Raw genomic sequence first — 26,097 nt, 5'->3', positions numbered from 1 at the left:
GCCGCGAATTAACGCGGCTACATGAATTATTTCACCGATAAATCTCTTCGAACTAACGACATCCCCTGTCGTTGTGTATAGAATATTCCCCCGAAGTTTAAGGTTGGCCCTGCAAGGGTGCCACGGCACACGAAACCGCGTTGGTTTTCTCAGGTCGGTTTCGTGTGCTGCATTTTTGACGCATTCATTTATTGGTATCGCATGAACCCCATCGTAATTAATCGGCTTCAACGGAAGCTGGGCTACACTTTTCATCATCAGGAGTTGTTGCAACAGGCATTAACCCACCGCAGTGCCAGCAGCAAGCATAATGAGCGTCTCGAGTTTTTAGGCGACTCTATTTTAAGTTTCGTGATTGCGAATGCGCTTTATCATCGTTTCCCGCGCGTGGATGAAGGTGATATGAGCCGCATGCGTGCCACGCTGGTTCGGGGTAATACCCTTGCGGAAATCGCGCGCGAATTTGAGCTGGGCGAATGTCTGCGTCTTGGGCCGGGTGAGCTGAAAAGCGGCGGCTTCCGTCGTGAATCTATTCTTGCCGATACGGTCGAAGCATTAATTGGTGGTGTGTTCCTGGACAGCGATATCCAGACCGTCGAAAAGCTGATCCTGAACTGGTATCAGACCCGTCTGGACGAAATCAGCCCGGGCGATAAACAAAAAGATCCCAAAACGCGTCTGCAGGAATATTTGCAGGGCCGTCATCTGCCGCTGCCATCTTATCTGGTGGTGCAGGTTCGTGGCGAAGCGCACGATCAGGAATTTACCATCCATTGCCAGGTCAGTGGCCTGAGTGAACCGGTGGTGGGCACAGGTTCAAGCCGTCGTAAGGCTGAACAGGCTGCCGCCGAACAGGCGTTAAAAATGCTGGAGCTGGAATGAGCGAAGAAAAGACCTATTGCGGATTTATTGCCATCGTCGGACGTCCGAACGTCGGCAAATCCACCCTGTTGAATAATCTGCTTGGGCAGAAGATTTCTATCACCTCGCGTAAGGCGCAGACCACGCGTCACCGCATCGTCGGTATCCATACTGAAGGCGCGTATCAGGCGATCTACGTCGATACCCCGGGCCTGCACATGGAAGAGAAGCGTGCCATCAACCGTCTGATGAACAAGGCGGCGAGCAGCTCGATTGGCGACGTGGAGCTGGTGATTTTCGTTGTGGAAGGCACCCGCTGGACGCCGGACGACGAGATGGTGCTGAACAAGCTGCGTGACGGCAAAACGCCGGTCATCCTCGCCGTCAACAAAGTGGACAACGTGCAGGAAAAAGCCGATCTGCTGCCGCATCTGCAGTGGCTCGGTAGCCAGATGAACTTCCTCGACATCGTTCCGCTGTCTGCGGAGACGGGGCTGAACGTGGATACCATCGCGGGCATCGTGCGCAAACATCTGCCGGAAGCGATTCATCACTTCCCGGAAGAGTACATCACCGATCGCTCTCAGCGCTTTATGGCGTCTGAAATCATCCGTGAAAAGCTGATGCGTTTCCTGGGCGCTGAACTGCCGTACTCTGTGACGGTGGAGATCGAGCGTTTCCAGAGCAACGAGCGTGGCGGCTACGACATCAACGGCCTGATCCTCGTTGAGCGTGAAGGGCAGAAGAAGATGGTGATCGGCAATAAAGGCGCCAAGATCAAAACCATCGGCATCGAAGCCCGAAAGGACATGCAGGAGATGTTCGAAGCGCCGGTTCACCTTGAACTGTGGGTGAAAGTGAAATCTGGCTGGGCCGATGATGAGCGTGCTCTGCGCAGCCTCGGTTACGGCGAAGACCAGTAACACAAGACGACGAGCATATGGATGGATGGCAGCGCGCCTTTGTCCTGCATAGTCGTCCCTGGAGCGAAACCAGCTTGATGCTGGACGTCTTCACGGAAGAGTCGGGCCGCGTGCGCCTTGTTGCAAAAGGCGCACGTTCCAAACGTTCTAACCTGAAAGGTGCCTTACAGCCTTTCACGCCGTTGCTGGTCCGCTTTGGTGGGCGAGGGGAAGTCAAAACCCTGCGCAGCGCCGAAGCCGTCTCCCTGGCGCTTCCTCTCTCCGGCATCACGCTCTACAGCGGTCTGTATGTCAACGAACTCATCTCACGCGTTCTTGAACATGAGACCCGCTTCTCTGAACTTTTCTTTGATTATCTGCACTGTATCCAGGCGCTGGCTGGCGCAACCGGTACGCCCGAGCCTGCGCTGCGGCGTTTTGAGCTGGCGCTGCTGGGCCATCTTGGGTACGGGGTCGATTTTCTGCACTGTGCGGGCAGCGGTGACGAAGTGGAAGACACCATGACCTACCGCTACCGTGAAGAAAAAGGCTTCATTGCCAGCGTCGTGATCGACAACAGCACCTTTACCGGGCGTCAGCTCAGGGCGCTTTATGAGCGCGAGTTTCCCGATCAGGATACCCTGCGCGCAGCAAAACGCTTTACCCGGATTGCCCTCAAGCCGTATCTTGGCGGCAAGCCCTTAAAGAGCCGCGAATTATTCAGGCAGTTTGTGCCGAAACGTTAACGTTTTTCCCCCTCACCCCAGCCCTCTCCCGGAGGGAGAGGGGGAGGGAAATGAACCAAAATACCGAGGATTGTCATGGCTGAATTACTGTTAGGCGTCAACATCGATCATATCGCCACGCTGCGTAATGCGCGCGGCACGGCGTATCCCGATCCGGTTCAGGCGGCGTTTATCGCTGAACAGGCTGGCGCCGACGGCATTACCGTTCACCTGCGAGAAGACCGTCGCCACATCACTGACCGCGACGTTCGCATTCTGCGTCAGACGCTGGACACCCGTATGAATCTGGAGATGGCGGTCACCGAAGAGATGCTCGCCATTGCCTGTGAGACCCAGCCGCACTTCTGCTGCCTGGTGCCGGAAAAACGCCAGGAAGTCACGACCGAAGGCGGTCTGGACGTGGCCGGCCAGCTCGACAAAATGCGCGATGCCTGCAAGCGCCTGGCTGATGCCGGTATCCTGGTTTCGCTGTTTATTGACGCCGACTTCACCCAGATTAAAGCGGCAGCCGACGTGGGCGCGCCGTATATCGAAATTCACACCGGCTGCTATGCCGATGCCAAAAACGATGCCGAGCAGGCGAAAGAGCTGGAGCGTATTGCTAAAGCGGCCACCTACGCGGCGAGCCTGGGTCTGAAGGTCAATGCCGGTCACGGCCTGACCTACCATAACGTGAAGGCCATTGCCGCCATCCCGGAAATGCACGAGCTGAACATCGGTCACGCGATCATTGGGCGCGCGGTGATGAGCGGCCTGAAAGAGGCGGTCGCGGAAATGAAACGCCTGATGCTGGAAGCGCGTCAGTAATGGCCATTCTGGGCTTAGGCACCGATATCGTGGAAATAGCCCGCATTGAAGCGGTGATCGCCCGCAGCGGCGATCGCCTCGCAAGGCGCGTGCTGAGCGATAACGAATGGGCCATTTGGGAAGCGCATCAGCAGCCGGTGCGTTTTCTGGCGAAGCGTTTTGCGGTAAAAGAGGCGGCCGCCAAAGCCTTCGGGACCGGCATTCGTAACGGTCTGGCGTTCAACCAGTTTGAAGTGTTTAACGATGAGCTGGGTAAGCCAAGCCTGCGTTTATGGGGCGAGGCGCAAAAGCTGGCAGAGAAGCTCGGCGTGAATCACGTCCACGTGACGATCGCGGATGAACGCCACTATGCCAGCGCTACGGTGATCATCGAAAGTTAAAGTTTGTCCGCGTGGTGCATCAGGACAAACTTATCCCACAGCTGCTCTTCGCTCTCGACGTGTGCCGGATCCTTCAGGATGGTATTGGGGATCGGGCACACTTTCTGACAGGTCGGTGTCTCATAGTGGCCGATGCATTCGGTGCAGCGGTCGCTGTTAATCTCATAAATGCTGTCGCCCATCGAAATGGCCTGGTTCGGGCATTCGGGCTCGCACATATCGCAATTAATGCATTTTTTGGTAATTAACAGCGCCATCAGGAAATTCTCAGAAACAACACAAACTGGGCGGGCATTATACGCGTCAAACCAGTTTCTTTACCAGTTCTTCGCTGTGGCGAATGCGCTCGGGCGCACGCTCCAGATCCTGCTGCACCAGTGCCATAAACAGCAGGTCCGTCAGCATCATTTGTGCGCTGGTGGACGAGATAGCCGCGCTGCGCGTGGCCTGTTCCTCGGCAATGGTATATAAACAGCGCGTGGCCCGCTGCTGTAGGGCATTCGGCGTAAAACCGGTGATTGCCAGAATTTTACCGCCGACGCGCAGGACTTCGTCGGTGGCCATGTTGATCTCGCGGCGCTCGCCGGAATAGGAGATCGCCAGCAGCAGATCGTCAGGATCCATCGCCTGTACGGTCGCCAGCAGGGCGTGCATATCCTGCTCGACGATGGCGTTAAGGCCAATTTTTGTCAGCTTCCAGCCAAAGTTACGCGCCACAAGTCCGGACGCGCCGATGCCGGTCAGAACGATCCGCCGCGCGCCGCGCAGCATCGCCACGCTCTCCAGCAGCTTCTCTTCCGTATTCACATCGAGCGTCGCATGCATGGCCGCCACGTTCTCTTTGATCAGCTTTTCGCCGACCAGCCGCATCGGATCGTCTCCGCGGATCTGATTATGCACCGGCATGGACTGCGGGTTAGGGTTACTGACCAGCGCTTCACTGATCGCCAGCTTGAGGGCGGGGAATCCCTTAAAGCCAATCTTCTGCGCAAATTTCACCACGCTGGACTGGCTCACCCCGGCTTCACTCGCCAGCTGCTGCGAGCTGAGATGGCGCGCGTGGTCGGGTTGAGAAAGCAGAAAATCCGCCAGCTTCTTGTCGCTTTGGGCAAAGCCTGCGTAGCGCTGGCGAATGCGAATTAAACAGTTCATACGGTCTCCTGGCGAAAATGTGATTATCTGCGCAAATACGGATTTTGCTCGCCTGAATGAATTTTATATTCCATTATAGTGTGATTATTATGAATTAAAAATTCTTGAGGTACAAAAATGAATCTTGGCTCACTTGTTTCTGAAACACGTAACCCGCAAACCATGGATCTGGATGCGCTCTCCACCCTGGAGCTGGTTAACCGCTTTAATCAACAGGATACGCTGGTCGCGCAGGCAGTGAAAGAGACATTACCCGAGGTGGCGAAAGCGGTCGATGCGGCTGCGGAAGCCCTCAAGACCGGTGGACGCATTATTTACATGGGGGCGGGGACCAGCGGCCGTTTAGGGGTCCTGGACGCGTCAGAATGTCCGCCAACCTTTGGGGTCCCGCATGGTCTGGTAGTTGGGCTGATCGCCGGTGGCCCCGGTGCGCTGCTGAAAGCCGTTGAAGGGGCGGAAGACAACAAACAGCTGGGTGAGGATGACCTGAAGGATCTTAATCTGACCGCGAAGGATCTGGTGGTCGGGCTGGCGGCATCCGGGCGCACGCCGTACGTGATTGGCGGGCTGGAATACGCCAACCAGACCGGCTGTACGACGGTCGCCATCTCCTGCAACCCTGGCTCACCGATTGCGCAGGTGGCCGCTATTGCTATCTCGCCAGTTGTCGGGCCGGAAGCGCTCACCGGCTCCACGCGCCTGAAATCCGGGACCGCACAAAAGCTGGTGCTCAATATGATCTCCACCGGCGCGATGGTGAAGTTCGGCAAGGTGTATCAGAACCTGATGGTGGATATGCAGGCCACCAACGTCAAGCTGGTGGACAGAGCCTGCCGCATGGTGATGGAGGCGACGGGCGCAGGCCGCGAAGAGGCGGAAGCGGTACTCAAACAGACCGATCACGATGTTAAACCGGCCATTTTGATGATCTTAAGCGGGCTGGATGCGGCGGCCGCAAGAGCCAAACTCGATGCGCATAACGGTTTCTTACGGGCGGCATTAGAACACTAACAGAGGCGTGTATGGACAAAACAGCAGCGCTCGCCAGCGGTATCCTGCAGGGGATTGGTGGGGAACAAAATATTCAGCGTCTCGAAAACTGCATGACGCGCGTGCGCGTCGAGGTGCATGACGACGACCAGCTTGACGTGCCGCGTCTGAAGCAGCTTTCCGGCGTCAGCGGCTACGTGAAACAGGGGCAGCAGCACCAGCTGATCGTCGGCCCAGGGAAAGCGGCGCAGGTTGTCGATGCCATGCGCGCGCTGATGGGCGTGAGTGCGAGCGTATCGATTGACGATGCTGAACGCACCAAAGCCCAGGCAAAGGCGAAATACAAAGCCCCGATGAGCGACGCGCTGCGACAGCTGGCAAACGTCTTTATTCCGCTGATCCCGGCGTTTATTGCCTCAGGCCTGATCACCGGGATCATCAATATCCTCAAGCGGCCGGATATTGTGGGGGATTTCGCCACGCAGTATCCGAACCTGCTGGGGATTCTCGGGATTTTCGGCAGCGCGGTGTTCGCCATCATGAACATTCTGGTCGGGGTGAATACCGCGAAGGTGTTTGGCGGATCGCTGGCGATGGGCGGGGTGATGGCGGGCATCTTGTCCAGCCCGCAGCTGGCGCAGATCACGCTGTTTGGTGAGGCGCTTCAGCCGGGACGCGGCGGGGTGATCGCGGTGCTGCTGGTGGTCATCCTGATGTGCTGGATCGAGAAAAGGCTGCGCGCGGTTTTGCCCGGCTCGATTGAGCTTATCCTCAACCCGCTGCTGACCACGCTGATTACCGGTAGCGTAGCGATTGTCGCCCTCCAGCCGTTAGGCGGGTGGATCTCTGAGGCCATCGCCCACGGTGCCTCTCTGGCGATTGACCGCGGCGGCCTGTTAGTGGGCGCGGTGCTGTCGGGTACCTTCCTGCCGCTGGTGCTGACCGGCCTGCATCAGGGGCTGGTACCGATCCACGTCGAGCTGGTGCAGGCGCACGGCTATAACGCGCTGCTGCCTATCCTGTCGATGGCGGGTGTAGGGCAGGTCGGCGCGGCAATTGCGGTACTGATGAAAACCCGCAACGCGCGTCTGAAAAAAATGATTAAAGGCGCACTCCCGGTCGGACTGCTCGGCATTGGCGAGCCGCTGATTTTCGGCGTTACGCTGCCGCTGGGTAAACCGTTCCTCGCGGCCTGTCTGGGCGGCGCGGTAGGCGGGGCGCTGATCAGCTACTGGAAAGTTGCCACCGTCATCACCTTTGGTCTCTCGGGGTTACCGCTGGCATTAACCATCGTGACCGGAAAAGTGGTGCTCTATCTGTTAGGCTATTTAGTAGCGGTGATCGCCGGGTTCCTGTTTACCTGGCTGTTAGGTTTCAACGACCCAGAGGAGTAAGGTTTGGCAAATCACGGGCGTCGCGTTGTCTTTTTCGACCTGGATGGCACGCTGCATCAGCAGGATATGTTTGGTACGTTTATGCGTTACCTGCTGCGGCGTCAGCCTCTGAATGCGCTGCTCGTGCTACCGCTCTTACCTGTTATTGGGATCGCGCTGCTGGTGAAGGGCCGTGCGGCGCGATGGCCAATGAGCCTGCTGCTGTGGGGATGTACGTTTGGGCACAGCGAAGCGCGCCTCAAACAGCTCGAGCAGGATTTTGCGCACTGGTTCCGCGGCCACGTTGCCGCATTCCCGGTGGTGCAGGCGCGCCTGACCGGCTATCTCGACGCGAACGATGCCGACATCTGGCTGATTACCGGCTCCCCGCAGACGCTGGTGGAGCAGGTCTACTTTGATACCCCCTGGCTACCGCGCGTGAATCTTATCGCCACGCAAATTGCCCGCGGCTACGGCGGTTGGGTGCTGACGATGCGCTGCCTGGGGCATGAAAAAGTGGTCCAGCTGGAAAAACGTATCGGCACGCCACTGCGCCTGTACAGCGGCTACAGCGACAGCAAGCAGGACAACCCGCTGCTCTATTTTTGCCAGCACCGCTGGCGCGTCACGCCATCAGGTGAACTTCAGCAACTCGAATAGTCTTATCCATAAGGGGTGTGTATAATGCCGCCCGCTTTTCGACTGGAGTATCAACCGTTGTCCAACCCTGAATTCTCACATGAATACTGGATGCGCCACGCGCTAACGCTCGCTCAGCGTGCCTGGGACGAGGGCGAAGTGCCCGTGGGCGCCGTGCTGGTCCACAATAACCAGGTGATTGGTGAAGGGTGGAACCGTCCCATTGGCCGCCACGATCCGACGGCGCACGCCGAAATCATGGCGCTTCGTCAGGGCGGTCTGGTGCTGCAAAACTATCGCCTGCTTGATACCACGCTGTATGTGACGCTGGAGCCGTGCGTGATGTGCTCCGGGGCGATGGTGCACAGCCGGATCGGGACTCTGGTCTTCGGTGCGCGGGATGAAAAAACCGGCGCGGCCGGTTCGCTGATGGACGTGCTGGGTCACCCGGGGATGAACCACCAGGTGAAGACTATCGGCGGGGTGCTTGCACCAGAGTGTTCGGGGCTATTAAGCGATTTCTTTCGAATGCGCCGTCAGCAGAAAAAGCAGCAAAAGGCAGAATTGAAGCCGACGGACGGTTAAGCTCGTCCGGCGCCACGACAGGGTAGCTTTGGGCCAGCCGTTTGGCCTCTGTCGCCTCTTTCTCTTTCTCCAGCAGATAACCGACCAGGCTAATCTGATATTTACGGATATTTTCCACGTAGGCGTAGGCTTCATGCCCGCGCGCGTAGCCGTACGTCAGCTTGTTATACCATGGCTTCTGGCTCAGCAGCGGCAGGCGCTGCTTTACGTCTGACCAGCTGTCCGGGTTGCCTTTCGTTTTGGCCGTCAGCGCTCGCGCATCCAGCATATGCGCATAGCCCATATTGTAGGCCGCCAGCGCGAACCAGATCCGCTCCTCTTCCGGCACCGTTTCCGGGACTTTGGCCATCATATCCTGCAGGTAGCGCGCGCCGCCGCTGATGCTCTGCTCCGCATCGGTACGGTCATTGACGCCCAGGCTCAGCGCGGTATTTTTGGTTAACATCATCAAACCACGTACGCCAGTCGGAGACGTGGCCTGGGTATCCCAGTGGGATTCCTGATAAGAAATAGCCGCCAGCAGTTTCCAGTCAATTTCCTGGGCGTATTTTTCGAACAGCGGCTGCAGGTCCGGCAGGACGCTGTCTACCGCACGCAGGAAGCTGCGGGTGTCAACGTAGTCAAAGTCATCACCATGCCCGAGGTACTTCTCCTCCAGGCGCGCCAGCGTACCGTCTTCATTCATGGTGTTGAAGAAATCGAGCATCGCGGCAGAGAGGGTCTGATCGTCATCGAGCTGAGTAAACCAGGTCACAGGCTGCTCGTCGGTGACGTCCAGCGCCACGGCGATTTCAGGATGCACGCGCTGGAACAGGCTGATCGCGACCGAATCGGCGATGGTGTAGGGGACTTTCTGATCTTTTACCTGCTCCAGCAGCTCCGTCGTGCCGAGTTTCGCATCCACCGTCCAGCTCAGGTCCGGATATTTCTTCTCCTTGAGCTCGCGCAGATCGTCAATTACCACGTGACCGGGGGCAATCGTCAGCTGCCGATCGTTAATCGACGCCAGCGAGCGCGGGCGCAGGCTCCCGACGCGATAAACCAGCTGCTGCGAAACGGAGTAGTAGGTCGGGCCCGGCTGGTAGTTTTTGCTGCGCTCGCTGTTATACACCAGCCCGGCGGCCAGCATATCGGCATCGTCGTTATCGAGGTCGTCAAACAGCTGGTTGATATTCTGGCGGACGGTGATTTTTAGCTTCACGCCAAGATAATCGGCGAACTGTTGTGCCAGTTCATAATCCAGACCAATGATTTTGCCGTTGATGTCGCTGTAAATCAGCGGAGAGTTAAGGGTACTGACGCGCAATTCCCCCCGCTCCTGAATGGCGGCGATACGGTTTTCGGCTTTGCCGATCCAGGGGATGGAAGGCCAGAGGGCCACTGCCAACAGCAACGTTACAATGCCGATGAGCAGATAATTAATCTTTAATTTTTTCAATAAGTTAATTCTCTGCGACGCCGGTTGCCTCAGTCTGCTGTAGCCATGTTAACAATAAGGTTTGCCATTGAATGAGCGGCATTTTGCGTAAACTTGCGCCACTTGGCAACCAATTAGAGAGACAGGTCACATCTATTGTTAAATCTCTTCGTCAATTTTATTTCGACGCAAACGGTTTCGTCGGCGCTCAGGATTCTCTATAATGACGCCCGTTTTCCCCCCTTGCGCACACTGTAAGCGCCCCGGCGCTTCGAAGACGAGAGACTTATGATGGAAATTCTGCGTGGTTCGCCTGCACTGTCTGCCTTCCGTATTACCAAACTGCTGGCACGTTTTCAGGCGGCCGACCTTCCGGTAAGCAATATTTACGCTGAGTATGTCCATTTTGCTGACCTGAATGCCCCCCTGAATGCAGAGGAGCGCGTACAGCTGGAACGCCTGCTCAAGTATGGCCCAAGCCTCAGCAGCCATACGCCAACCGGCAAACTGATCCTTGCGACGCCGCGTCCGGGCACCATCTCCCCCTGGTCTTCCAAAGCCACCGACATCGCCCACAACTGTGGCCTGAGCCAGATTAACCGTCTGGAGCGCGGCGTAGCGTACTACGTGGAAGCCTCTACCCTGAGCGACGCGCAGTGGGAGGCGGTTGCGGCTGAACTGCACGACCGCATGATGGAGAGCGTATTTGCCTCTCTTGATGACGCGCAGAAGCTTTTCTCCCACCATCAGCCTGCGCCGGTACAGAGCGTGGACCTGCTGGGGCAGGGCCGTCAGGCGCTGATTGACGCCAACCTGCGTCTCGGCCTGGCGCTGGCAGAAGACGAAATCGACTACCTGCAGGATGCGTTCGTTAAGCTCAACCGTAACCCGAACGACATTGAACTCTACATGTTCGCGCAGGCGAACTCGGAGCACTGCCGCCACAAGATTTTCAATGCCGACTGGATTATTGACGGCGAACAGCAGCCAAAGTCGCTGTTCAAAATGATCAAAAATACCATGGAGCAAACCCCTGACCACGTGCTGTCTGCCTATAAAGACAACGCCGCGGTGATGGAAGGTTCTGAGGTGGGCCGCTTCTTCGCCGATCGCGAAGCAGGGCGCTATGACTTCCATCAGGAGCCCGCGCATATCCTGATGAAAGTGGAAACCCACAACCACCCGACGGCGATCTCCCCGTGGCCGGGTGCGGCGACCGGCTCCGGCGGTGAAATCCGTGACGAAGGGGCGACCGGTCGTGGTGCAAAACCCAAAGCGGGTCTGGTCGGTTTCTCCGTCTCCAACCTGCGTATCCCGGGCTTTGAACAGCCGTGGGAAGAAGATTTCGGCAAGCCAGAGCGCATCGTGACCGCGCTGGATATCATGACCGAAGGCCCGCTGGGCGGCGCGGCGTTTAACAACGAATTTGGTCGTCCGGCGCTGAACGGTTACTTCCGTACCTATGAAGAGAAAGTGGACAGCCACAACGGCGAAGAGCTGCGCGGCTACCACAAACCGATCATGCTGGCGGGCGGGATCGGCAACATCCGTGCCGATCACGTGCAGAAAGGCGAGATCGTCGTCGGCGCGAAGCTGATCGTGCTCGGCGGCCCGGCAATGAACATCGGTCTGGGCGGCGGCGCGGCCTCTTCGATGGCCTCCGGCCAGTCTGATGCGGATCTCGACTTCGCGTCCGTGCAGCGTGACAACCCGGAGATGGAGCGTCGCTGCCAGGAAGTGATCGACCGCTGCTGGCAGCTGGGCGATGCTAACCCGATCCTCTTCATCCATGACGTCGGCGCGGGCGGTCTGTCCAACGCCATGCCGGAGCTGGTGAGCGACGGCGGCCGCGGTGGTCGTTTCAACCTGCGCGACATCCTGAGCGATGAGCCGGGCATGAGCCCGCTGGAAATCTGGTGTAACGAATCCCAGGAGCGCTACGTGCTGGCCGTTGCGGCGGATCAGCTGCCGCTGTTTGACGAGCTGTGCCGCCGCGAGCGCGCGCCGTATGCCGTCATCGGTGAAGCGACCGAAGAGCAGCACCTGACTCTGAGTGACACCCATTTCGACAACCAGCCGATCGATCTGCCGCTCGACGTCCTGCTCGGAAAAACGCCGAAGATGACCCGCGACGTGCAGACCCGTAAGGCGGCGGGCAAAGCGCTGGATCGTCAGGGCATTACCGTAGCTGAAGCCGTTAATCGCGTGCTGCACCTGCCAGCTGTTGCTGAGAAAACCTTCCTGGTGACCATCGGCGACCGTACCGTGACCGGTATGGTATCCCGCGACCAGATGGTCGGCCCGTGGCAGATCCCGGTGGCGAACTGCGCCGTGACCACCGCGAGCCTCGACAGCTACTACGGCGAAGCGATGGCGCTGGGTGAACGCACCCCGGTCGCGCTGCTGGACTTCGCGGCCTCTGCCCGTCTGGCCGTCGGTGAAGCGCTGACCAACATCGCCGCGACGCAGATTGGCGATATCAAACGTATTAAGCTTTCCGCCAACTGGATGGCCGCTGCCGGCCACCCTGGCGAAGACGCGGGCCTGTATGAAGCCGTGAAGGCGGTGGGCGAGGAGCTGTGTCCTGCCCTCGGCCTGACCATTCCGGTGGGCAAAGACTCCATGTCGATGAAAACCCGCTGGCAGGAAGGCAGCGAGCAGCGCGAGATGACCTCTCCGCTGTCGCTGGTCATCACCGCGTTTGCGCGCGTGGAAGACGTGCGTCATACCGTTACGCCGCAGCTTTCCACTGAAGATAACGCCCTGCTGCTGATTGACCTCGGCAAAGGCCACAACGCGCTGGGCGCTACCGCGCTGGCGCAGGTTTACCGTCAGCTCGGCGATAAGCCAGCCGACGTGCGCGACGTGGCGCAGCTGAAAGGCTTCTACGACGCGATTCAGGCGCTGGTGGCGCAGCGTAAGCTGCTGGCCTACCACGACCGTTCCGACGGCGGCCTGCTGGTGACCCTGGCAGAGATGGCCTTCACCGGCCACTGTGGCGTGGAAGCGAACATCGCTACGCTTGGCGAAGACCGTCTGGCGGCGCTGTTCAACGAAGAGCTGGGCGCCGTGATTCAGGTGCGTGCGGCGGATCGCGATGCGGTTGAAGCGATTCTGGCGCAGCATGGCCTGGCTGACTGCGTGCACTATCTGGGTAAAGCCGTTCAGGGCGACCGCTTCGTCATTGAAGCTGACGGTCACGCCGTGTTCAGCGAAAGCCGCACCACGCTGCGCATGTGGTGGGCGGAAACCACCTGGCAGATGCAGCGCCTGCGTGATAACCCGGAATGTGCCGATCAGGAGCACAACGCGAAGGCCAATGACCAGGATCCAGGCCTGAACGTGAAGCTCTCCTTCGACATCAACGAAGACATCGCCGCGCCGTACATTGCGACCGGCGCGCGTCCGAAAGTGGCGGTGCTGCGCGAGCAGGGCGTTAACTCCCACGTTGAGATGGCGGCTGCCTTCCACCGCGCGGGCTTTGACGCTATCGACGTCCACATGAGCGATCTGCTGGCCGGACGTACCGGTCTGGAAGATTTCCAGGCGCTGGTGGCGTGCGGCGGCTTCTCCTACGGCGACGTGCTGGGCGCGGGCGAAGGCTGGGCGAAGTCCATTCTGTTCAACAGCCGCGTGCGCGACGAGTTCGAAACCTTCTTCCACCGTCCGCAGACGCTGGCGCTGGGCGTGTGTAACGGCTGCCAGATGATGTCTAACCTGCGCGAGCTGATCCCGGGCAGCGAAGCCTGGCCGCGCTTTGTGCGTAACCAGTCTGACCGCTTCGAAGCGCGCTTCAGCCTGGTGGAAGTGACCCAGAGCCCGTCTCTGCTGCTGCAGGGTATGGTCGGTTCACAGATGCCAATCGCCGTTTCCCACGGTGAAGGTCAGGTAGAGGTGCGTGATGCTGCGCATCTGGCTCAGCTGGAGAGCAAAGGTCTGGTGGCGCTGCGCTTTGTCGATAACTTCGGCAAGGTCACAGAAACCTATCCGGCTAACCCGAACGGCTCCGTCAACGGTATTACGGCGGTGACCAGCGAAAGCGGTCGTGCCACCATCATGATGCCGCACCCGGAACGCGTGTTCCGCACCGTGAGCAACTCCTGGCACCCGGAAAACTGGGGCGAGGACAGCCCGTGGATGCGCATCTTCCGCAACGCCCGTAAGCAGCTGGGTTAAGTTTCAGCATCCTGACTGTAGGCCCGGTAGGCGCGAGCGCCACCGGGCTTTTTTGTCTCTGTCGCAAAATCGCGACAACCCTTTGGTTTGAGTGTCTCCAAAAGGAGACATTTAACCTATTGATTTATATGTGGCAGAAAAGATTCCCGTTAAGGTGTTGCTGAACAGCGACACTTAGCCTGGAAATCATTCAACCGATAATGAACGGGTTAAGCCATTAAAAATCATAAATTTCAATGTGTTAATATTTTGTTTTGCATTCTGGCATGGGTGTTGCATAATATTAACCAGTGGCTCATTCACCTTCTTATGTCAGCCCCTTCGGGACGTGCTACATAAACTTCGAATGACGCACAAAAAGGTGCCTGCCGTCCAACTACTGATCATAGCGATGCTTTATCAGGCCAGGGCGAAACGTCGAGTTAGGCACCGCCTCATTCCATGACAAAGCCGGGTTTTTACCCGGCTTTGTTGTATCTGAAGGGCAGACTCAGTTACGCTCTGCGTATATCCCCATTAAGAGAGTAATGCGTTGAAACGCTGGCCCGTCTTTCCCCGTTCCCTGCGACAGCTCGTGATGATGGCCTTCCTGCTGATCCTGCTGCCGTTGCTGATCCTTGCCTGGCAGGCCTGGCAAAGCCTGAACGCGTTGAGTGCCCAGGCGGCACTGACGAACCGCACGACGCTTATTGACGCAAGACGCAGTGAAGCCATGACCAACGCCGCGCTTGAGATGGAGCGTAGCTATCGTCAGTACTGCGTGCTTGACGATCGCACGCTGGAAAAGGTGTACCAGAGTCAGCGCAAGCGCTACAGCGAGATGCTGGACGCCCACGCCGGCGTATTGCCTGACGACAAGCTGTATCAGGCGTTACGTCAGGATCTGAACGATCTTGCGCAGCTGCAGTGCCACAACAGTGGACCCGATGCCGCCGCCGCCGCGCGCCTGGAAGCCTTCGCCAACGCCAATACCGAGATGGTGCAGTCAACCCGCACGGTAATTTTCTCTCGTGGCCAGCAGCTTCAGCAGGAGATTGCCGAGCGCGGCCAGTTCTTCGGCTGGCAGGCGCTGGTGCTGTTCCTCGTGAGCCTCGGGCTGGTGCTGCTCTTTACCCGCATGATCATCGGCCCGGTGAAGGGTATCCAGCGGATGATCAACCGCCTGGGGGAGGGGAAATCGCTCGGGGATACGGTCGCTTTTAAAGGTCCCCGCGAATTGCGTTCCGTCGGTCAGCGTATCATCTGGCTGTCCGAGCGCCTGGCGTGGCTTGAATCACAGCGTCATCAGTTCCTGCGCCATATCTCCCATGAGCTTAAAACGCCGCTGGCCAGCATGCGCGAAGGGACGGAGCTGCTGGCGGACGAAGTGGCTGGGCCGCTTACGCCCGAACAGAAAGAAATTGTCGAGATCCTGGATAACAGCAGCCGCAATCTGCAGAAGCTGATTGAGCAGCTGCTGGATTACAACCGCAAGCTGGCTGACGGAGCGGTCGTACTGGAAAACGTCGACATTGAACCGCTGGTGGATATGGTGATCTCCGCCCATAGCCTGCCAGCAAGAGCTAAAATGATGCATACCGGTGTAGAGCTGAATGCGCCGACCTGTCTCGCTGAACCCATGCTGTTAATGAGCGTGCTGGATAATCTTTATTCCAATGCGGTGCACTATGGTACTGAATCCGGTAACATTTATATCCGAAGCTATACGAAGGGTTCCCGGGTGTTTATAGACGTCGCTAACACCGGCACCCCGATCCCCGATGACGAAAAAACCATGATCTTCGAGCCCTTTTTCCAGGGGAGTCATCAGCGGAAAGGTGCGGTGAAAGGCAGTGGTCTGGGCTTAAGCATCGCCCGGGACTGCATACGACGCATGCAGGGTGAGCTTAACATCGCCACGGACGAACGTTCGGATGTTTGCTTCCGTATTGAACTGCCCCTGAGCCGGAAAAATCAATAAAATGAATCTATGTCTGGTGAGTATGTCACACGTCTTTTCCCGCGCCGTACGCGCGGTGTTTTCCCGCAGCACGCTTCGCCTGAGCCTGCCCTGTGTATTTCTGGCAGGGTGTGTTTCCCATGTGCCGCAAAGTGCGATTAGCGATAAACAAGAAGATAAATGGCCCGATAACCAGCTGGCCGATTTCCTCTCAACCCGCTGCGACGACATCTGGAACCTCTCAGGCCATGACGTCGAAACTAACCCGCTGTTCTGGCTGCGCGGGATAGATTGCGCCCAGCGTCTGGCGCCGGTCGACGCCCGCGCGAAAGCGGCGATGCTGGATGATGATACCTGGCAGGACGCCTTCAAGCGTGGGATTTTACTCGCAGATGCGAAAATCACTCCCGTCGAACGCCGCACCAACGTGACCCGGCTGGACACCTTTGTCGTCAATCTTCCGGTACAGATCCGCCCGGTATACCAGCTCTGGCGCGAGGGACAGACGCTACAGCTTCAGCTTTCTGAAGAGCGCTCCCGCTACAGCAAGCTGCAACAGTCAACCGACAGCGAGCTGGATACGCTGCGTCAACAGCAGCAACATTTACGTACCCAGCTGGATACCACGACGCGCAAGCTGGAGAACCTGACCGATATCGAAAGACAGCTCTCGTCGCGTAAATATCAGCCGGGGAGTTCATCCGCTGCGCCGGACAGCGATACGCCGAAACAAGAGGATGTGAAGCATGACGATCCGTAAACCAGCCCATCTCTTACTGGTGGATGACGATCCCGGGCTGTTAAAGCTGCTGGGGATGCGTCTGGTGAGTGAAGGCTATAGCGTCGTGACCGCGGAAAGCGGGCTGGAGGGGCTGAAAATTCTCAGCCGCGAGAAAATCGATCTGGTGATAAGCGACCTGCGGATGGATGAAATGGACGGCCTGCAGTTGTTCGCGGAGATCCAGAAGCAGCAGCCGGGTATGCCCGTGATTATCCTGACCGCGCACGGGTCGATCCCGGATGCGGTTGCCGCGACGCAGCAGGGGGTGTTCAGCTTCCTGACCAAGCCGGTGGACAAAGACGCACTGTATAAGGCTATCGACAGCGCGCTGGAACATGCCGCTCCGGCGGGGGATGAAGCCTGGCGGGAATCTATCGTCACGCGCAGCCCCGTGATGCTGCGCCTGCTGGAACAGGCGCGAATGGTCGCACAGTCAGACGTTAGCGTGCTGATTAATGGTCAAAGTGGAACCGGGAAAGAGATCCTGGCGCAGGCGATCCACAACGCCAGCCCGCGCAGCAAGAACGCCTTTATTGCGATTAACTGCGGCGCGCTCCCGGAGCAGCTGCTTGAATCCGAACTGTTTGGCCATGCCCGCGGCGCATTCACCGGCGCGGTGAGCAGCCGGGAAGGGCTATTCCAGGCGGCGGAAGGCGGCACGCTGTTCCTGGACGAAATTGGCGACATGCCCGCGCCGCTGCAGGTCAAGCTGCTGCGCGTGCTGCAGGAGCGCAAAGTGCGCCCGCTGGGCAGCAACCGCGATATCGATATTAACGTGCGAATTATCTCCGCTACCCACCGCGATCTGCCAAAAGTGATGGCCCGCAACGAGTTCCGCGAAGATCTCTACTACCGCCTGAACGTGGTCAACCTGAAGATCCCGGCGCTGGCCGAACGTGCGGAAGACATCCCGCTGCTGGCGAACCATCTTTTACGCCAGGCGGCCGATCGCCATAAACCGTTCGTGCGCGCGTTTTCCACCGATGCGATGAAGCGGCTGATGGCCGCAAGCTGGCCGGGTAACGTCCGACAACTGGTCAACGTGATTGAGCAGTGCGTGGCGCTGACCTCCTCACCGGTCATCAGCGACGCGCTGGTGGAGCAGGCGCTGGAAGGGGAAAACACGGCGCTGCCGACGTTTGCCGAAGCGCGGAATCAGTTCGAGCTGAACTATCTGCGCAAGCTATTGCAGATCACCAAAGGCAACGTGACCCACGCGGCGCGCATGGCCGGACGCAACCGCACCGAGTTTTATAAGCTGCTCTCGCGCCACGAGCTCGAAGCAAACGATTTTAAAGAGTAGTACCGCAAAATTTGCCTGAATATGGTACTGTGAGCAATCGATTACGAGGCAGCTTACAGGCAAGAGTTTAAGGACCCACCATGAAAAAGATTGATGCGATTATTAAACCTTTCAAACTGGATGATGTGCGTGAAGCGCTGGCGGAAGTCGGCATCACCGGGATGACCGTGACGGAAGTGAAAGGTTTTGGTCGTCAGAAAGGTCACACCGAGCTTTACCGTGGCGCAGAGTACATGGTGGACTTTCTGCCGAAAGTGAAAATTGAAATCGTGGTCAGCGACGATATCGTCGATACCTGTGTGGACACCATTATCCGCACGGCGCAGACCGGCAAGATTGGCGATGGTAAAATCTTCGTCTTTGACGTGGCGCGCGTGATCCGTATCCGTACCGGCGAAGAAGACGACGCCGCGATTTAAACATTTTCCAGGCCGGGTAAGGCGCAGCCGCCACCCGACGAAAAAAAGCCCCTCAAACGAGGGGCTTTTTGCATTACAGCACCTTATGCGGCCCGAAACATTCGTAATGAATGTTGTCTTTGTTCACGCCCAGCTCAACCAGCTGCTTCGCGGCATACTGCATAAACGCCACCGGTCCACAGACGTAGAACTGCATCTCCGGTGCGCTGAACGCACCTTCATGCTGGCGTAAATCCATCAACCCTTCGCTGTCAAATTGCGCGGCAGCGCGATCCGCTTCCGTCGGCAGACGATACCAGGTATGCGCGGTGAAACGCGGCAGGGAGGCTCCGAGCGTTTTCACCTCATCCGCAAAGGCGTGCACGTCGCCGTTTTCGGCGGCATGGAACCAGTTAACCTGCGCACCGTGGTGTGATTTTGCCAGCGTATCGAGCATCGCCAGCATTGGCGTCTGGCCGACGCCCGCAGAGATCAGCGTCACCGGGGTATTCGCTTCAACGGCCATGAAGAAGTCGCCCGCTGGCGCGGCCAGATGGGCCACGTCGCCCACGTTAGCTTCGTTGTGCAGCCAGCTGGAAACCTGACCGCCGTCCTCACGCTTCACCGCAATGCGGTAGGCTTTGCCGTTTGGCTTGCGGGTAAGAGAATACTGGCGGATCTCCTGATGCGGGAAACCTTCAGGCTTCAGCCACACGCCCAGATACTGTCCTGGCTGGTAATCGGCCACCGGTTTACCGTCCACCGGCTCAAACTCGAAGCTGGTGATTAACGCGCTGCGCGGGGTTTTCTCAACGATGCGGAACGCGCGGGTGCCTTCCCAGCCGCCGTTCTTGCTGGCGTTTTCGCTGTAAATCTGCGCTTCACGGTTGATAAACACGTTTGCCAGCACCCCGTAGGCTTTACCCCACGCGTCCAGCACCTCCTGACCCGGGCTGAACATTTCGTCCAGCGTCGCCAGCAGGTGAGTGCCGACGATGTTGTACTGCTCGGGTTGGATCTGGAAGCTGGTATGTTTCTGCGCGATTTTTTCCACCGCGGGCAGCAGCGCAGCCAGGTTTTCAATATTGCTGGCGTAAGCCGCGATGGCGTTGAACAGCGCTTCACGCTGATCGCCGTTACGCTGGTTGCTCATGTTGAAAATCTCTTTGAGCTCCGGGTTGTGCGTGAACATGCGGTCGTAGAAATGGGCGGTGAGTTTAGGGCCGGTTTCCACCAGCAGGGGAATAGTGGCTTTTACGGTAGCGATGGTTTGAGCGTCGAGCATGAGCGCGTCCTTCTGATGTCATTTTAATGATGTATTTTAAATGCATCTTATAAAAAATACCCCTGCGTTGTAAATGGTTCTTTGCAAGATGAAAAATATGCATCACAAACCTGAAAAGAAATCCGCTGGAAAGGGCGAGCGCTTTATTCCTCAAACCCTTGCGTGGCGGGTAGGAAAACGTTTGCGTAAAATCGTTTGTCAAGACCTGTTATCACAGAACTAATCAGTTATACTGTTGCCCGTCGTCCAACAGGACTGCCTTTTCAGGCCAAAATTTACTTGTTAGCTGAGTCAGGAGATGCGGATGTTAAAGCGTGAAATGAACATTGCCGATTATGATGCCGAACTGTGGCAGGCTATGGAGCAGGAAAAAGTACGTCAGGAAGAGCACATCGAACTGATCGCCTCCGAAAACTACACCAGCCCGCGCGTGATGCAGGCGCAGGGTTCTCAGCTGACCAACAAATACGCTGAAGGTTACCCGGGCAAACGCTATTACGGCGGTTGCGAGTACGTTGATATCGTTGAGCAGCTGGCTATCGATCGTGCGAAAGAACTTTTTGGCGCTGACTATGCAAACGTCCAGCCGCACTCTGGCTCCCAGGCTAACTTCGCGGTCTACACCGCGCTGCTGCAGCCGGGCGATACCGTTCTGGGTATGAACCTGGCGCAGGGCGGCCACCTGACTCACGGCTCCCCGGTTAACTTCTCCGGCAAACTGTACAACATCATCCCTTACGGTATTGATGAGTCCGGTAAAATTGACTACGAAGACATGGCGAAGCAGGCTAAAGAGCACAAGCCGAAGATGATCATCGGTGGCTTCTCTGCTTACTCCGGTATCGTTGACTGGGCAAAAATGCGTGAAATCGCTGACAGCATCGGCGCGTACCTGTTCGTCGACATGGCGCACGTTGCCGGTCTGATTGCCGCTGGCGTTTACCCGAACCCGGTTCCGCATGCGCACGTTGTGACCACCACCACCCACAAAACCCTGGCGGGTCCACGCGGTGGCCTGATCCTGGCGAAAGGCGGTGACGAAGAGCTGTACAAAAAACTGAACTCCGCGGTGTTCCCAAGCGCGCAGGGTGGCCCACTGATGCACGTTATCGCGGCAAAAGCGGTCGCGCTGAAAGAAGCGATGGAGCCAGAGTTCAAGGTTTACCAGCAGCAGGTTGCTAAGAACGCCAAAGCGATGGTGGAAGTGTTCCTGAACCGTGGCTACAAAGTGGTATCCGGCGGGACTGAAAACCACCTGTTCCTGCTGGATCTGGTTGATAAGAACCTGACCGGTAAAGAAGCTGACGCTGCCCTGGGCCGCGCCAACATCACCGTGAACAAAAACAGCGTGCCAAACGATCCGAAGAGCCCGTTCGTGACCTCCGGTATCCGTATCGGTTCTCCGGCCGTGACTCGCCGCGGCTTCAAAGAAGCGGAAGTGAAAGAGCTGGCTGGCTGGATGTGTGACGTTCTGGACAACATCAATGACGAAGCGGTTATCGAGCGCGTCAAAGGTAAAGTTCTGGATATCTGCGCACGCTTCCCGGTATACGCATAATTCCTCTGCCCTGCAGAAATAAAAAAGGCCGCGCATGCGGCCTTTTTTTATGGCTTAACGCCGGTCCAGGGAGATGGCGCCTGGCCCCACAATCGCCAGCAAAATAAAGGCGCCAGCAATACTGACGTTTTTGTAGAAGTTAATCATATTCGGTACGACCGCATCACCGGTCATATCCCAGTAGTGGTGACCGATAATCGCCGTGCCCAGCGTATAGAAGACAAAGAGAACCGCGAGAGGACGGGTGAAAAAGCCCAGTACGATCAGGATCGCAGCAGGCACTTCCATCACCACCGCAATAATGGCCGCCAGCATGGGCATCGGCGTACCCAGCGAGGTCATATACTGTACGGTACCGCTAAACCCCGTCAGTTTCGGGTAACCAAAGATAATAAACAGCACGACAAGCGCGATGCGGCCAATGAGCAGCAGCAGATGACGCGACTGACCAAAATCGAGATAACGTAGTGAGTTCATGGCAGAAATACCTCTGCAAATGGAGTAATTTAAACGTAATACACATTTTCATTCCCTGCCATAAGCCAGACGACTGCACAAGATGTTAATTTTTCGTTAATTTATAGCAGGCTATCTACTTGCTTAATTTTTATATTGTCGCCAGACTATGGCCTCGATTTCGGGAGGGATTCATGGTCTTGCATTCCACGCGCTGGCTGGCGCTCAGTTATTTCACCTATTTCTTTAGCTACGGCATTTTTCTGCCTTTCTGGAGCGTCTGGCTTAAGGGTATCGGCCTGACGCCCGAGACCATCGGCGTTCTGCTGGGGGCCGGGCTGGTGGCGCGTTTCCTCGGCAGCCTGCTGATCGCCCCGCGCGTCAGCGATCCCTCCTTATTGATCAAGGCCGTACGCATTCTGGCTCTGCTGACCCTGGTCTTTGTGGCCTGCTTCTGGGTCAGCCATCAGTTTGCCTGGCTGATGGTGGTGATGGTTGGCTTTAACCTGTTCTTCTCACCGCTGGTGCCGCTGACGGATGCCCTGGCGAACACCTGGCAAAAGCAGATCACCATGGACTACGGTCGCGTGCGCCTGTGGGGTTCTATCGCCTTTGTGATTGGCTCGGCGCTGGTGGGGAAACTGGTCAGCCTCTACGATTACCGCGCCATTCTTGCCCTGCTGAGTATCGGTATTGCCTCGATGCTGCTGGGCATGCTTCTGCGACCGTCGGTGATGCCGCAAGGGGAAAGTCGCCATCAGGAGAGCGCGGGCTGGCCCGCATGGCAGAGCCTGGTCGCACAGAGCTGGCGTTTTCTGGCGTGCGTGTGCCTCCTTCAGGGGGCACATGCGGCGTACTATGGTTTCAGCGCCATCTACTGGCAGGGGGCGGGATATTCCGCTTCCGCCGTGGGCTATCTGTGGTCGCTGGGCGTGGTGGCCGAAGTCATTATCTTTGCCCTGAGCAAAAAACTGTTCCGCCGCTTTGGCGCGCGTGACCTGCTGCTGCTTTCCGCCGTGTGCGGCGTGGCGCGCTGGGGGATTATGGGCTGGACGACCGATCTGCCGTGGCTGATTGTGGCGCAAATTCTTCACTGCGGCACCTTTACCGTGTGCCATCTGGCGGCCATGCGCTATATCGCAGCGCGCGAGGGCGGGGACGTGATTCGCCTGCAGGCCGTCTATTCGGCAGTGGCAATGGGGGGCAGTATTGCGATCATGACGGTCTTTGCGGGGTTCCTTTACCAGCACCTGGGGCACGGCGTCTTCTGGGTAATGGCGCTCGTCGCCTTGCCCGCCATTGTTGTTCGACCTAAAGTGGCCGCCCGCGCGTCGCTATGATTCCAGCATGGCGCGAATATGTTCTTGCTGCTGCGCGTTCAGTGTCTCAACGGCATGGATCAGCGGTGGCGAGAACAGCGGCAGGGCCGTAGGGTAGGGGGTGATAACCAGCGCGGCTTCGCGCGGCGCTCCCTCTTTCTGAAAAGCCTGCAGCGTCAGGTAGCGAATGTTGAGCGGCAGCAGCGTCAGCTCGCGAAGCTGCTGTTCGATCTGTTCCTCACTGGCTTTATCGTCTCCCGTCAGCAGGATCACCTGTTTTTCATGCAGATCGGTCTCCTGCATCAGCCAGGCACCGAAAATTACCGCCACCAGGCTCATCTCTTCGTCGGAAAAACGCAGCCCGAATTCTGCCTCCAGCTCAAACAGCGCCTCTTTCGTGGTGCGTAACAGCCGGGGATAAAGGCGATGGATCTCCTCCGGCAGGCTGTTGTCGATGCCGATCTCAAACAGCGAACGGTCCAGCGCCTGAGCCAGATGGATATACAGCTGATCGGTCAGCCCCTGCTCATCGCTGAAGTTCATTCCGGTCTGCGAGCGAAAACGGGCCACCATGCGCACGATGGCCCGGCGTAGACGCTGATCCTGCTGGTGCTTATCGAGCACCGGATCGGGCGTCCGGAGCATCATAAACAGCAGCGCCAGAAACAGCTGTTCATCCACGTGCGCGCCCTGTGGCACGCGCCGCTTCCAGTGGCGGACAATCTCCTGCGCCGTAAAATACTCTCCCCGCGACTGGGTCCAGCTGCGCTGGGCATGCGAAAACTGCGGCGTATTCCCGAGCTGGTGCTGAATAAGACAATATTGCAGATAGAGCTGTAAAAACTGCACATCGCGGCATTCAAACTGGCGCTGCAGTTTGCGTGAGCAGAAGCCGATCAGCGCCCGCAGGTTCGCATCGTCGTAAAGCGGGCGCGCGATGCCGAGTTGTTTAAGCGCGGTTTTTAATGCGGGGGTAAACTGGTGCGAGACAAACTGCGGACAAAGCCGCAGCGCCCGGCGCAGCCAGTGCAGCAGGCATAAACGCTGATTCAGGGCTGTGCCTTCAATCCGGTAGCAGCCGTCGTGGTGCGTGACGATATCCAGCCGGTGATAGCGCTGGATTTCATCGCGCGTCTCGGCTATATCTTGCCGTGCCATCGCGTCGTCCACGCCGTTGGCAGCGATTATGCTCTGTGCGGTGACGGCAGCATCGGGCAGGTAAAGCATCAAAAGCACCTGGCAGCGGCGCTGCGAACTGGAAAGCACAGATGGAATTTCAAGCGTCGTCATCATCTGTCGGGTATCCAGTGTGAATGTTTGATAAGAATAGCTAAAGGATGAGCGCTGAAAAGCGCGCCGGCAGGCCTTTCACTCAGGATTGCTGGGGAACATCACAGAATTTTTGACGTGAGGAATTGATGCAGACAGTTAAACAAAATGCGATGGCGTTATTTTTGGCGGTTATCACCTTTACCGCCAGCGCGCATCCTCACAGTTTTATCAGCCTGAAAACCGAGCTGGTCACCGACGGCACACAACTGAGCGGCCTGAAAATGCGCTGGACGATGGATGAAATCACCTCGGCGGATCTGCTTTATGATGCGGGCAACGCGAAGCCCGGCGACGAAATCTGGAAAAAGCTGGCGGCGGAAGTGATGGCCAACGTGCTGGGTCAGCACTACTTCACCGAGTTCTGGCATAACGGACAAAAGGTGAAGTTCCTCAATCGCCCGACAGAATACGGCATGTCCCGCGACGGGCATCAGGCGGTGCTGACGTTCGTGCTCCCGCTGGCGCACCCGCAGCCGCTGGCAGGACAAACCTATACGTTTTCCACCTTTGACCCAACGTACTACGTCGACATGAGCTATGCCGAAGAGCGCGACGTTCAGCTTCCGGCATCGTTGCAAAAAACCTGCAAAATTGCGGTTCACACCCCGAAGCCCAGCGAAGAGACGCTGAACTTTGCGGTCTCTCTCGATAAGGAAGATGCGCCGCCGGAGGACATGGAACTGGGTAAACAGTTCGCACAGAAGGTAACGTTACAATGTCAGTGATCTCCTCTCCGGTACGAAAACCGCGCCGCTGGTTGCACCTCTGGCCGCTGGCGCTCTTTTTACTGTTTGCCTTCGGCGGTTCGCTCTGGCTGTGGCAGGCCTGGCCGCAGGTGATGATGAAAAGCATCATCTGGCAGCGTGAGGTCAACCAGCAGATGAGCGGGCTGCTGAAGGCGGTGGCGGAGAATCCGACTAGGGCGGGCGGTTCTCTGCTGGCGTTCAGCTTCATCTACGGTGTGCTGCACGCGCTGGGTCCGGGGCACGGTAAAATCGTTATCACCACCTGGCTCGCCACCCATCCGTCGAAGCTGAAATCGAGCATCGGCCTGACGCTGGCCTCTTCGCTGCTTCAGGGCGGCGTGGCGATTGCGCTGGTTGTTGTTGTGCTTTCGCTGTTACAGCTTCCGGCGCGCCAGCTGCACATGAGCAGCTTCTGGCTGGAGAAGGGCAGCTATGCGCTGGTGGGCGTGCTGGGGCTGATCCTCTGCTGGCGGGCGCTGAAAAAACTGCGCGCGCTGCTGAAAAAGCCCACGTTCAAATCCTTTACGCCGCACCACGTTCATGATGAATACTGCGGCTGCGGTCATCAGCATCTGCCCACGCAGGAACAATTACAGAACGGCGACGACTGGCGCGCCCGGCTGATGATTATTCTCTCGATGGGGATGCGCCCGTGCTCGGGTGCCATTATGGTGCTGCTGTTCAGTAAGATAATAGGTGTCTTTGGCTGGGGAATGCTCTCGGCGCTGGCGATGGCGGCAGGAACCTCTCTCACCATTTCGTCTTTAGCGCTGCTGGTTCACAGCTTCCGTCAGCTGGCGGTCAAACTCAGCGGCAGTAAAACGCCGGTGCTGTGGCGACAGATAGGGTGGACAACGCTTGCGCTGGCGGGGGGAGTGATTCTGCTAGCGGCGGCGGTGACGATGTGGATGAGCGCGGTGCCGGTGGGAAGGGGATTGCGGCCTTTCTAGCG

24 protein-coding genes are annotated in these 26,097 nt (G+C 57.7%); 18 read left to right on the top strand and 6 right to left on the bottom strand.

Annotation, left to right across the window (positions count from 1 at the left end):
- Positions 1 to 201: 201 nt before the first annotated feature.
- The 5 genes from rnc to acpS all read left to right on the top strand — a co-directional run bounded on the left by rnc (position 202) and on the right by acpS (position 3,696).
- A complete protein-coding gene (rnc, locus tag PI91_RS19660) occupies positions 202 to 882 on the top strand; it encodes a ribonuclease III (RefSeq protein WP_003860711.1) in 681 nt (226 codons plus the stop codon).
- On the top strand, positions 879 to 1,784 hold the full coding sequence (gene era, locus PI91_RS19655; RefSeq protein ID WP_008502181.1) for a GTPase Era: 906 nt from the start codon (positions 879 to 881) through the stop codon (positions 1,782 to 1,784). Before rnc ends, era begins: the two co-directional genes overlap by 4 nt.
- Positions 1,785 to 1,801: 17 nt before the next feature.
- Positions 1,802 to 2,509: a DNA repair protein RecO gene (gene recO / locus PI91_RS19650; RefSeq protein WP_008502180.1), complete on the top strand. Its 708-nt coding sequence runs from the start codon at positions 1,802 to 1,804 to the stop codon at positions 2,507 to 2,509.
- Between the two features lie 75 nt (positions 2,510 to 2,584).
- The gene (gene pdxJ, locus PI91_RS19645; RefSeq protein ID WP_008502179.1) at positions 2,585 to 3,316 is read left to right on the top strand and encodes a pyridoxine 5'-phosphate synthase; all 732 of its coding nucleotides are present in this window, start codon (positions 2,585 to 2,587) and stop codon (positions 3,314 to 3,316) included.
- Positions 3,316 to 3,696, top strand: a complete 381-nt coding sequence (acpS, locus tag PI91_RS19640) for a holo-ACP synthase (protein WP_008502178.1) — start codon at positions 3,316 to 3,318, stop codon at positions 3,694 to 3,696. Before pdxJ ends, acpS begins: the two co-directional genes overlap by 1 nt.
- Here the strand turns inward: acpS and PI91_RS19635 are convergent.
- Positions 3,693 to 3,953: a YfhL family 4Fe-4S dicluster ferredoxin gene (locus PI91_RS19635; RefSeq protein WP_008502177.1), complete on the bottom strand. Its 261-nt coding sequence runs from the start codon at positions 3,951 to 3,953 to the stop codon at positions 3,693 to 3,695. The two genes, acpS and PI91_RS19635, sit on opposite strands and share 4 nt — an antisense overlap.
- A gap of 46 nt (positions 3,954 to 3,999) precedes the next feature.
- The gene (locus PI91_RS19630) at positions 4,000 to 4,848 is read right to left on the bottom strand and encodes a MurR/RpiR family transcriptional regulator (protein ID WP_023294330.1); all 849 of its coding nucleotides are present in this window, start codon (positions 4,846 to 4,848) and stop codon (positions 4,000 to 4,002) included.
- A 117-nt stretch (positions 4,849 to 4,965) separates the two neighbouring features.
- Between PI91_RS19630 and murQ the strand changes: the two genes are divergently transcribed.
- From murQ to tadA, 4 genes are read left to right on the top strand one after another with little or no spacing between them, the layout of a single operon-like run.
- Positions 4,966 to 5,859: an N-acetylmuramic acid 6-phosphate etherase gene (gene murQ / locus PI91_RS19625; RefSeq protein WP_039266868.1), complete on the top strand. Its 894-nt coding sequence runs from the start codon at positions 4,966 to 4,968 to the stop codon at positions 5,857 to 5,859.
- 11 nt (positions 5,860 to 5,870) lie between these two features.
- Positions 5,871 to 7,232, top strand: coding sequence for a PTS transporter subunit EIIC (locus tag PI91_RS19620; RefSeq protein WP_008502174.1), 1,362 nt, complete (start codon positions 5,871 to 5,873; stop codon positions 7,230 to 7,232).
- Positions 7,233 to 7,235: 3 nt separating this feature from the next.
- Complete coding sequence (yfhb, locus tag PI91_RS19615; RefSeq protein ID WP_032653055.1) at positions 7,236 to 7,871, top strand: phosphatidylglycerophosphatase C; 636 nt, start codon at positions 7,236 to 7,238, stop codon at positions 7,869 to 7,871.
- A 24-nt stretch (positions 7,872 to 7,895) separates the two neighbouring features.
- A complete protein-coding gene (gene tadA, locus PI91_RS19610; protein ID WP_008502172.1) occupies positions 7,896 to 8,435 on the top strand; it encodes a tRNA adenosine(34) deaminase TadA in 540 nt (179 codons plus the stop codon).
- On the opposite strand, the gene mltF is transcribed toward tadA, so the two are convergent.
- The gene (gene mltF, locus PI91_RS19605) at positions 8,323 to 9,873 is read right to left on the bottom strand and encodes a membrane-bound lytic murein transglycosylase MltF (protein WP_021241875.1); all 1,551 of its coding nucleotides are present in this window, start codon (positions 9,871 to 9,873) and stop codon (positions 8,323 to 8,325) included. The genes tadA and mltF overlap by 113 nt on opposite strands.
- Before the next feature lie 267 nt (positions 9,874 to 10,140).
- Between mltF and purL the strand changes: the two genes are divergently transcribed.
- The 5 genes from purL (at position 10,141) to glnB (ending at position 18,470) form a co-directional block, all read left to right on the top strand.
- A complete protein-coding gene (gene purL / locus PI91_RS19600) occupies positions 10,141 to 14,028 on the top strand; it encodes a phosphoribosylformylglycinamidine synthase (RefSeq protein WP_039266867.1) in 3,888 nt (1,295 codons plus the stop codon).
- A gap of 532 nt (positions 14,029 to 14,560) precedes the next feature.
- Positions 14,561 to 15,988 (top strand): two component system sensor histidine kinase QseE/GlrK, encoded by a 1,428-nt coding sequence (gene qseE, locus PI91_RS19595; RefSeq protein ID WP_021241873.1) that lies wholly within the window; start codon positions 14,561 to 14,563, stop codon positions 15,986 to 15,988.
- 1 nt (position 15,989) lies between these two features.
- Entirely contained in the window at positions 15,990 to 16,727 is a 738-nt protein-coding gene (gene qseG, locus PI91_RS19590; protein ID WP_039266865.1) for a two-component system QseEF-associated lipoprotein QseG, read from the top strand.
- A complete protein-coding gene (gene glrR / locus PI91_RS19585) occupies positions 16,714 to 18,051 on the top strand; it encodes a two-component system response regulator GlrR (RefSeq protein ID WP_039266864.1) in 1,338 nt (445 codons plus the stop codon). The genes qseG and glrR overlap by 14 nt, the downstream gene beginning before the upstream one ends.
- Before the next feature lie 80 nt (positions 18,052 to 18,131).
- Positions 18,132 to 18,470, top strand: coding sequence for a nitrogen regulatory protein P-II (glnB, locus tag PI91_RS19580; RefSeq protein ID WP_003860685.1), 339 nt, complete (start codon positions 18,132 to 18,134; stop codon positions 18,468 to 18,470).
- A gap of 73 nt (positions 18,471 to 18,543) precedes the next feature.
- Here the strand turns inward: glnB and hmpA are convergent, their stop codons facing one another.
- Entirely contained in the window at positions 18,544 to 19,734 is a 1,191-nt protein-coding gene (gene hmpA, locus PI91_RS19575; protein WP_039266863.1) for an NO-inducible flavohemoprotein, read from the bottom strand.
- Between the two features lie 304 nt (positions 19,735 to 20,038).
- Here hmpA and glyA point away from each other — a divergent pair, with 304 nt between their 5' ends.
- A complete protein-coding gene (gene glyA, locus PI91_RS19570) occupies positions 20,039 to 21,292 on the top strand; it encodes a serine hydroxymethyltransferase (protein WP_008502165.1) in 1,254 nt (417 codons plus the stop codon).
- 54 nt (positions 21,293 to 21,346) lie between these two features.
- On the opposite strand, the gene PI91_RS19565 is transcribed toward glyA, so the two are convergent.
- On the bottom strand, positions 21,347 to 21,769 hold the full coding sequence (locus PI91_RS19565) for a DoxX family protein (RefSeq protein ID WP_023615984.1): 423 nt from the start codon (positions 21,767 to 21,769) through the stop codon (positions 21,347 to 21,349).
- A gap of 173 nt (positions 21,770 to 21,942) precedes the next feature.
- On the opposite strand from PI91_RS19565, the gene PI91_RS19560 reads away from it, so the two are divergent.
- Positions 21,943 to 23,088, top strand: a complete 1,146-nt coding sequence (locus PI91_RS19560; protein WP_039266861.1) for a 3-phenylpropionate MFS transporter — start codon at positions 21,943 to 21,945, stop codon at positions 23,086 to 23,088.
- Here the strand turns inward: PI91_RS19560 and csiE are convergent.
- The gene (csiE, locus tag PI91_RS19555; protein ID WP_008502162.1) at positions 23,083 to 24,360 is read right to left on the bottom strand and encodes a stationary phase inducible protein CsiE; all 1,278 of its coding nucleotides are present in this window, start codon (positions 24,358 to 24,360) and stop codon (positions 23,083 to 23,085) included. The genes PI91_RS19560 and csiE overlap by 6 nt on opposite strands.
- Positions 24,361 to 24,485: 125 nt before the next feature.
- Here csiE and PI91_RS19550 point away from each other — a divergent pair, with 125 nt between their 5' ends.
- Together PI91_RS19550 and PI91_RS19545 are read left to right on the top strand one after the other, a co-directional pair.
- Positions 24,486 to 25,124 (top strand): DUF1007 family protein, encoded by a 639-nt coding sequence (locus PI91_RS19550; protein WP_039266860.1) that lies wholly within the window; start codon positions 24,486 to 24,488, stop codon positions 25,122 to 25,124.
- Positions 25,115 to 26,095, top strand: coding sequence for a nickel/cobalt transporter (locus PI91_RS19545; RefSeq protein ID WP_039266859.1), 981 nt, complete (start codon positions 25,115 to 25,117; stop codon positions 26,093 to 26,095). The genes PI91_RS19550 and PI91_RS19545 overlap by 10 nt, the downstream gene beginning before the upstream one ends.
- Positions 26,096 to 26,097 lie beyond the last annotated feature (2 nt).

The sequence above is a fragment of the Enterobacter sp. FB genome (assembly GCF_000805795.1).
In the GTDB taxonomy this organism is placed as follows: Bacteria; Pseudomonadota; Gammaproteobacteria; order Enterobacterales; family Enterobacteriaceae; genus Enterobacter; species Enterobacter roggenkampii.
The sequence above is the reverse complement of the archived record's forward strand: the minus strand, read 5'-3'. Positions and strand labels throughout refer to the sequence as shown.

Excerpts from the sequence above, each read along its gene's own strand:
- rnc (WP_003860711.1), top strand. The coding sequence starts at position 202 with ATGAACCCCATCGTAATTAATCGGCTTCAACGGAAGCTGGGCTACACT.
- era (WP_008502181.1), top strand. The coding sequence starts at position 879 with ATGAGCGAAGAAAAGACCTATTGCGGATTTATTGCCATCGTCGGACGT.
- recO (WP_008502180.1), top strand. The coding sequence starts at position 1,802 with ATGGATGGATGGCAGCGCGCCTTTGTCCTGCATAGTCGTCCCTGGAGC.
- pdxJ (WP_008502179.1), top strand. The coding sequence starts at position 2,585 with ATGGCTGAATTACTGTTAGGCGTCAACATCGATCATATCGCCACGCTG.
- acpS (WP_008502178.1), top strand. The coding sequence starts at position 3,316 with ATGGCCATTCTGGGCTTAGGCACCGATATCGTGGAAATAGCCCGCATT.
- PI91_RS19635 (WP_008502177.1), bottom strand. The coding sequence starts at position 3,953 with ATGGCGCTGTTAATTACCAAAAAATGCATTAATTGCGATATGTGCGAG.
- PI91_RS19630 (WP_023294330.1), bottom strand. The coding sequence starts at position 4,848 with ATGAACTGTTTAATTCGCATTCGCCAGCGCTACGCAGGCTTTGCCCAA.
- murQ (WP_039266868.1), top strand. The coding sequence starts at position 4,966 with ATGAATCTTGGCTCACTTGTTTCTGAAACACGTAACCCGCAAACCATG.
- PI91_RS19620 (WP_008502174.1), top strand. The coding sequence starts at position 5,871 with ATGGACAAAACAGCAGCGCTCGCCAGCGGTATCCTGCAGGGGATTGGT.
- tadA (WP_008502172.1), top strand. The coding sequence starts at position 7,896 with ATGCCGCCCGCTTTTCGACTGGAGTATCAACCGTTGTCCAACCCTGAA.
- purL (WP_039266867.1), top strand. The coding sequence starts at position 10,141 with ATGATGGAAATTCTGCGTGGTTCGCCTGCACTGTCTGCCTTCCGTATT.
- qseG (WP_039266865.1), top strand. The coding sequence starts at position 15,990 with ATGAATCTATGTCTGGTGAGTATGTCACACGTCTTTTCCCGCGCCGTA.
- glrR (WP_039266864.1), top strand. The coding sequence starts at position 16,714 with ATGACGATCCGTAAACCAGCCCATCTCTTACTGGTGGATGACGATCCC.
- glnB (WP_003860685.1), top strand. The coding sequence starts at position 18,132 with ATGAAAAAGATTGATGCGATTATTAAACCTTTCAAACTGGATGATGTG.
- hmpA (WP_039266863.1), bottom strand. The coding sequence starts at position 19,734 with ATGCTCGACGCTCAAACCATCGCTACCGTAAAAGCCACTATTCCCCTG.
- glyA (WP_008502165.1), top strand. The coding sequence starts at position 20,039 with ATGTTAAAGCGTGAAATGAACATTGCCGATTATGATGCCGAACTGTGG.
- PI91_RS19565 (WP_023615984.1), bottom strand. The coding sequence starts at position 21,769 with ATGAACTCACTACGTTATCTCGATTTTGGTCAGTCGCGTCATCTGCTG.
- PI91_RS19560 (WP_039266861.1), top strand. The coding sequence starts at position 21,943 with ATGGTCTTGCATTCCACGCGCTGGCTGGCGCTCAGTTATTTCACCTAT.
- csiE (WP_008502162.1), bottom strand. The coding sequence starts at position 24,360 with ATGATGACGACGCTTGAAATTCCATCTGTGCTTTCCAGTTCGCAGCGC.
- PI91_RS19550 (WP_039266860.1), top strand. The coding sequence starts at position 24,486 with ATGCAGACAGTTAAACAAAATGCGATGGCGTTATTTTTGGCGGTTATC.
- PI91_RS19545 (WP_039266859.1), top strand. The coding sequence starts at position 25,115 with ATGTCAGTGATCTCCTCTCCGGTACGAAAACCGCGCCGCTGGTTGCAC.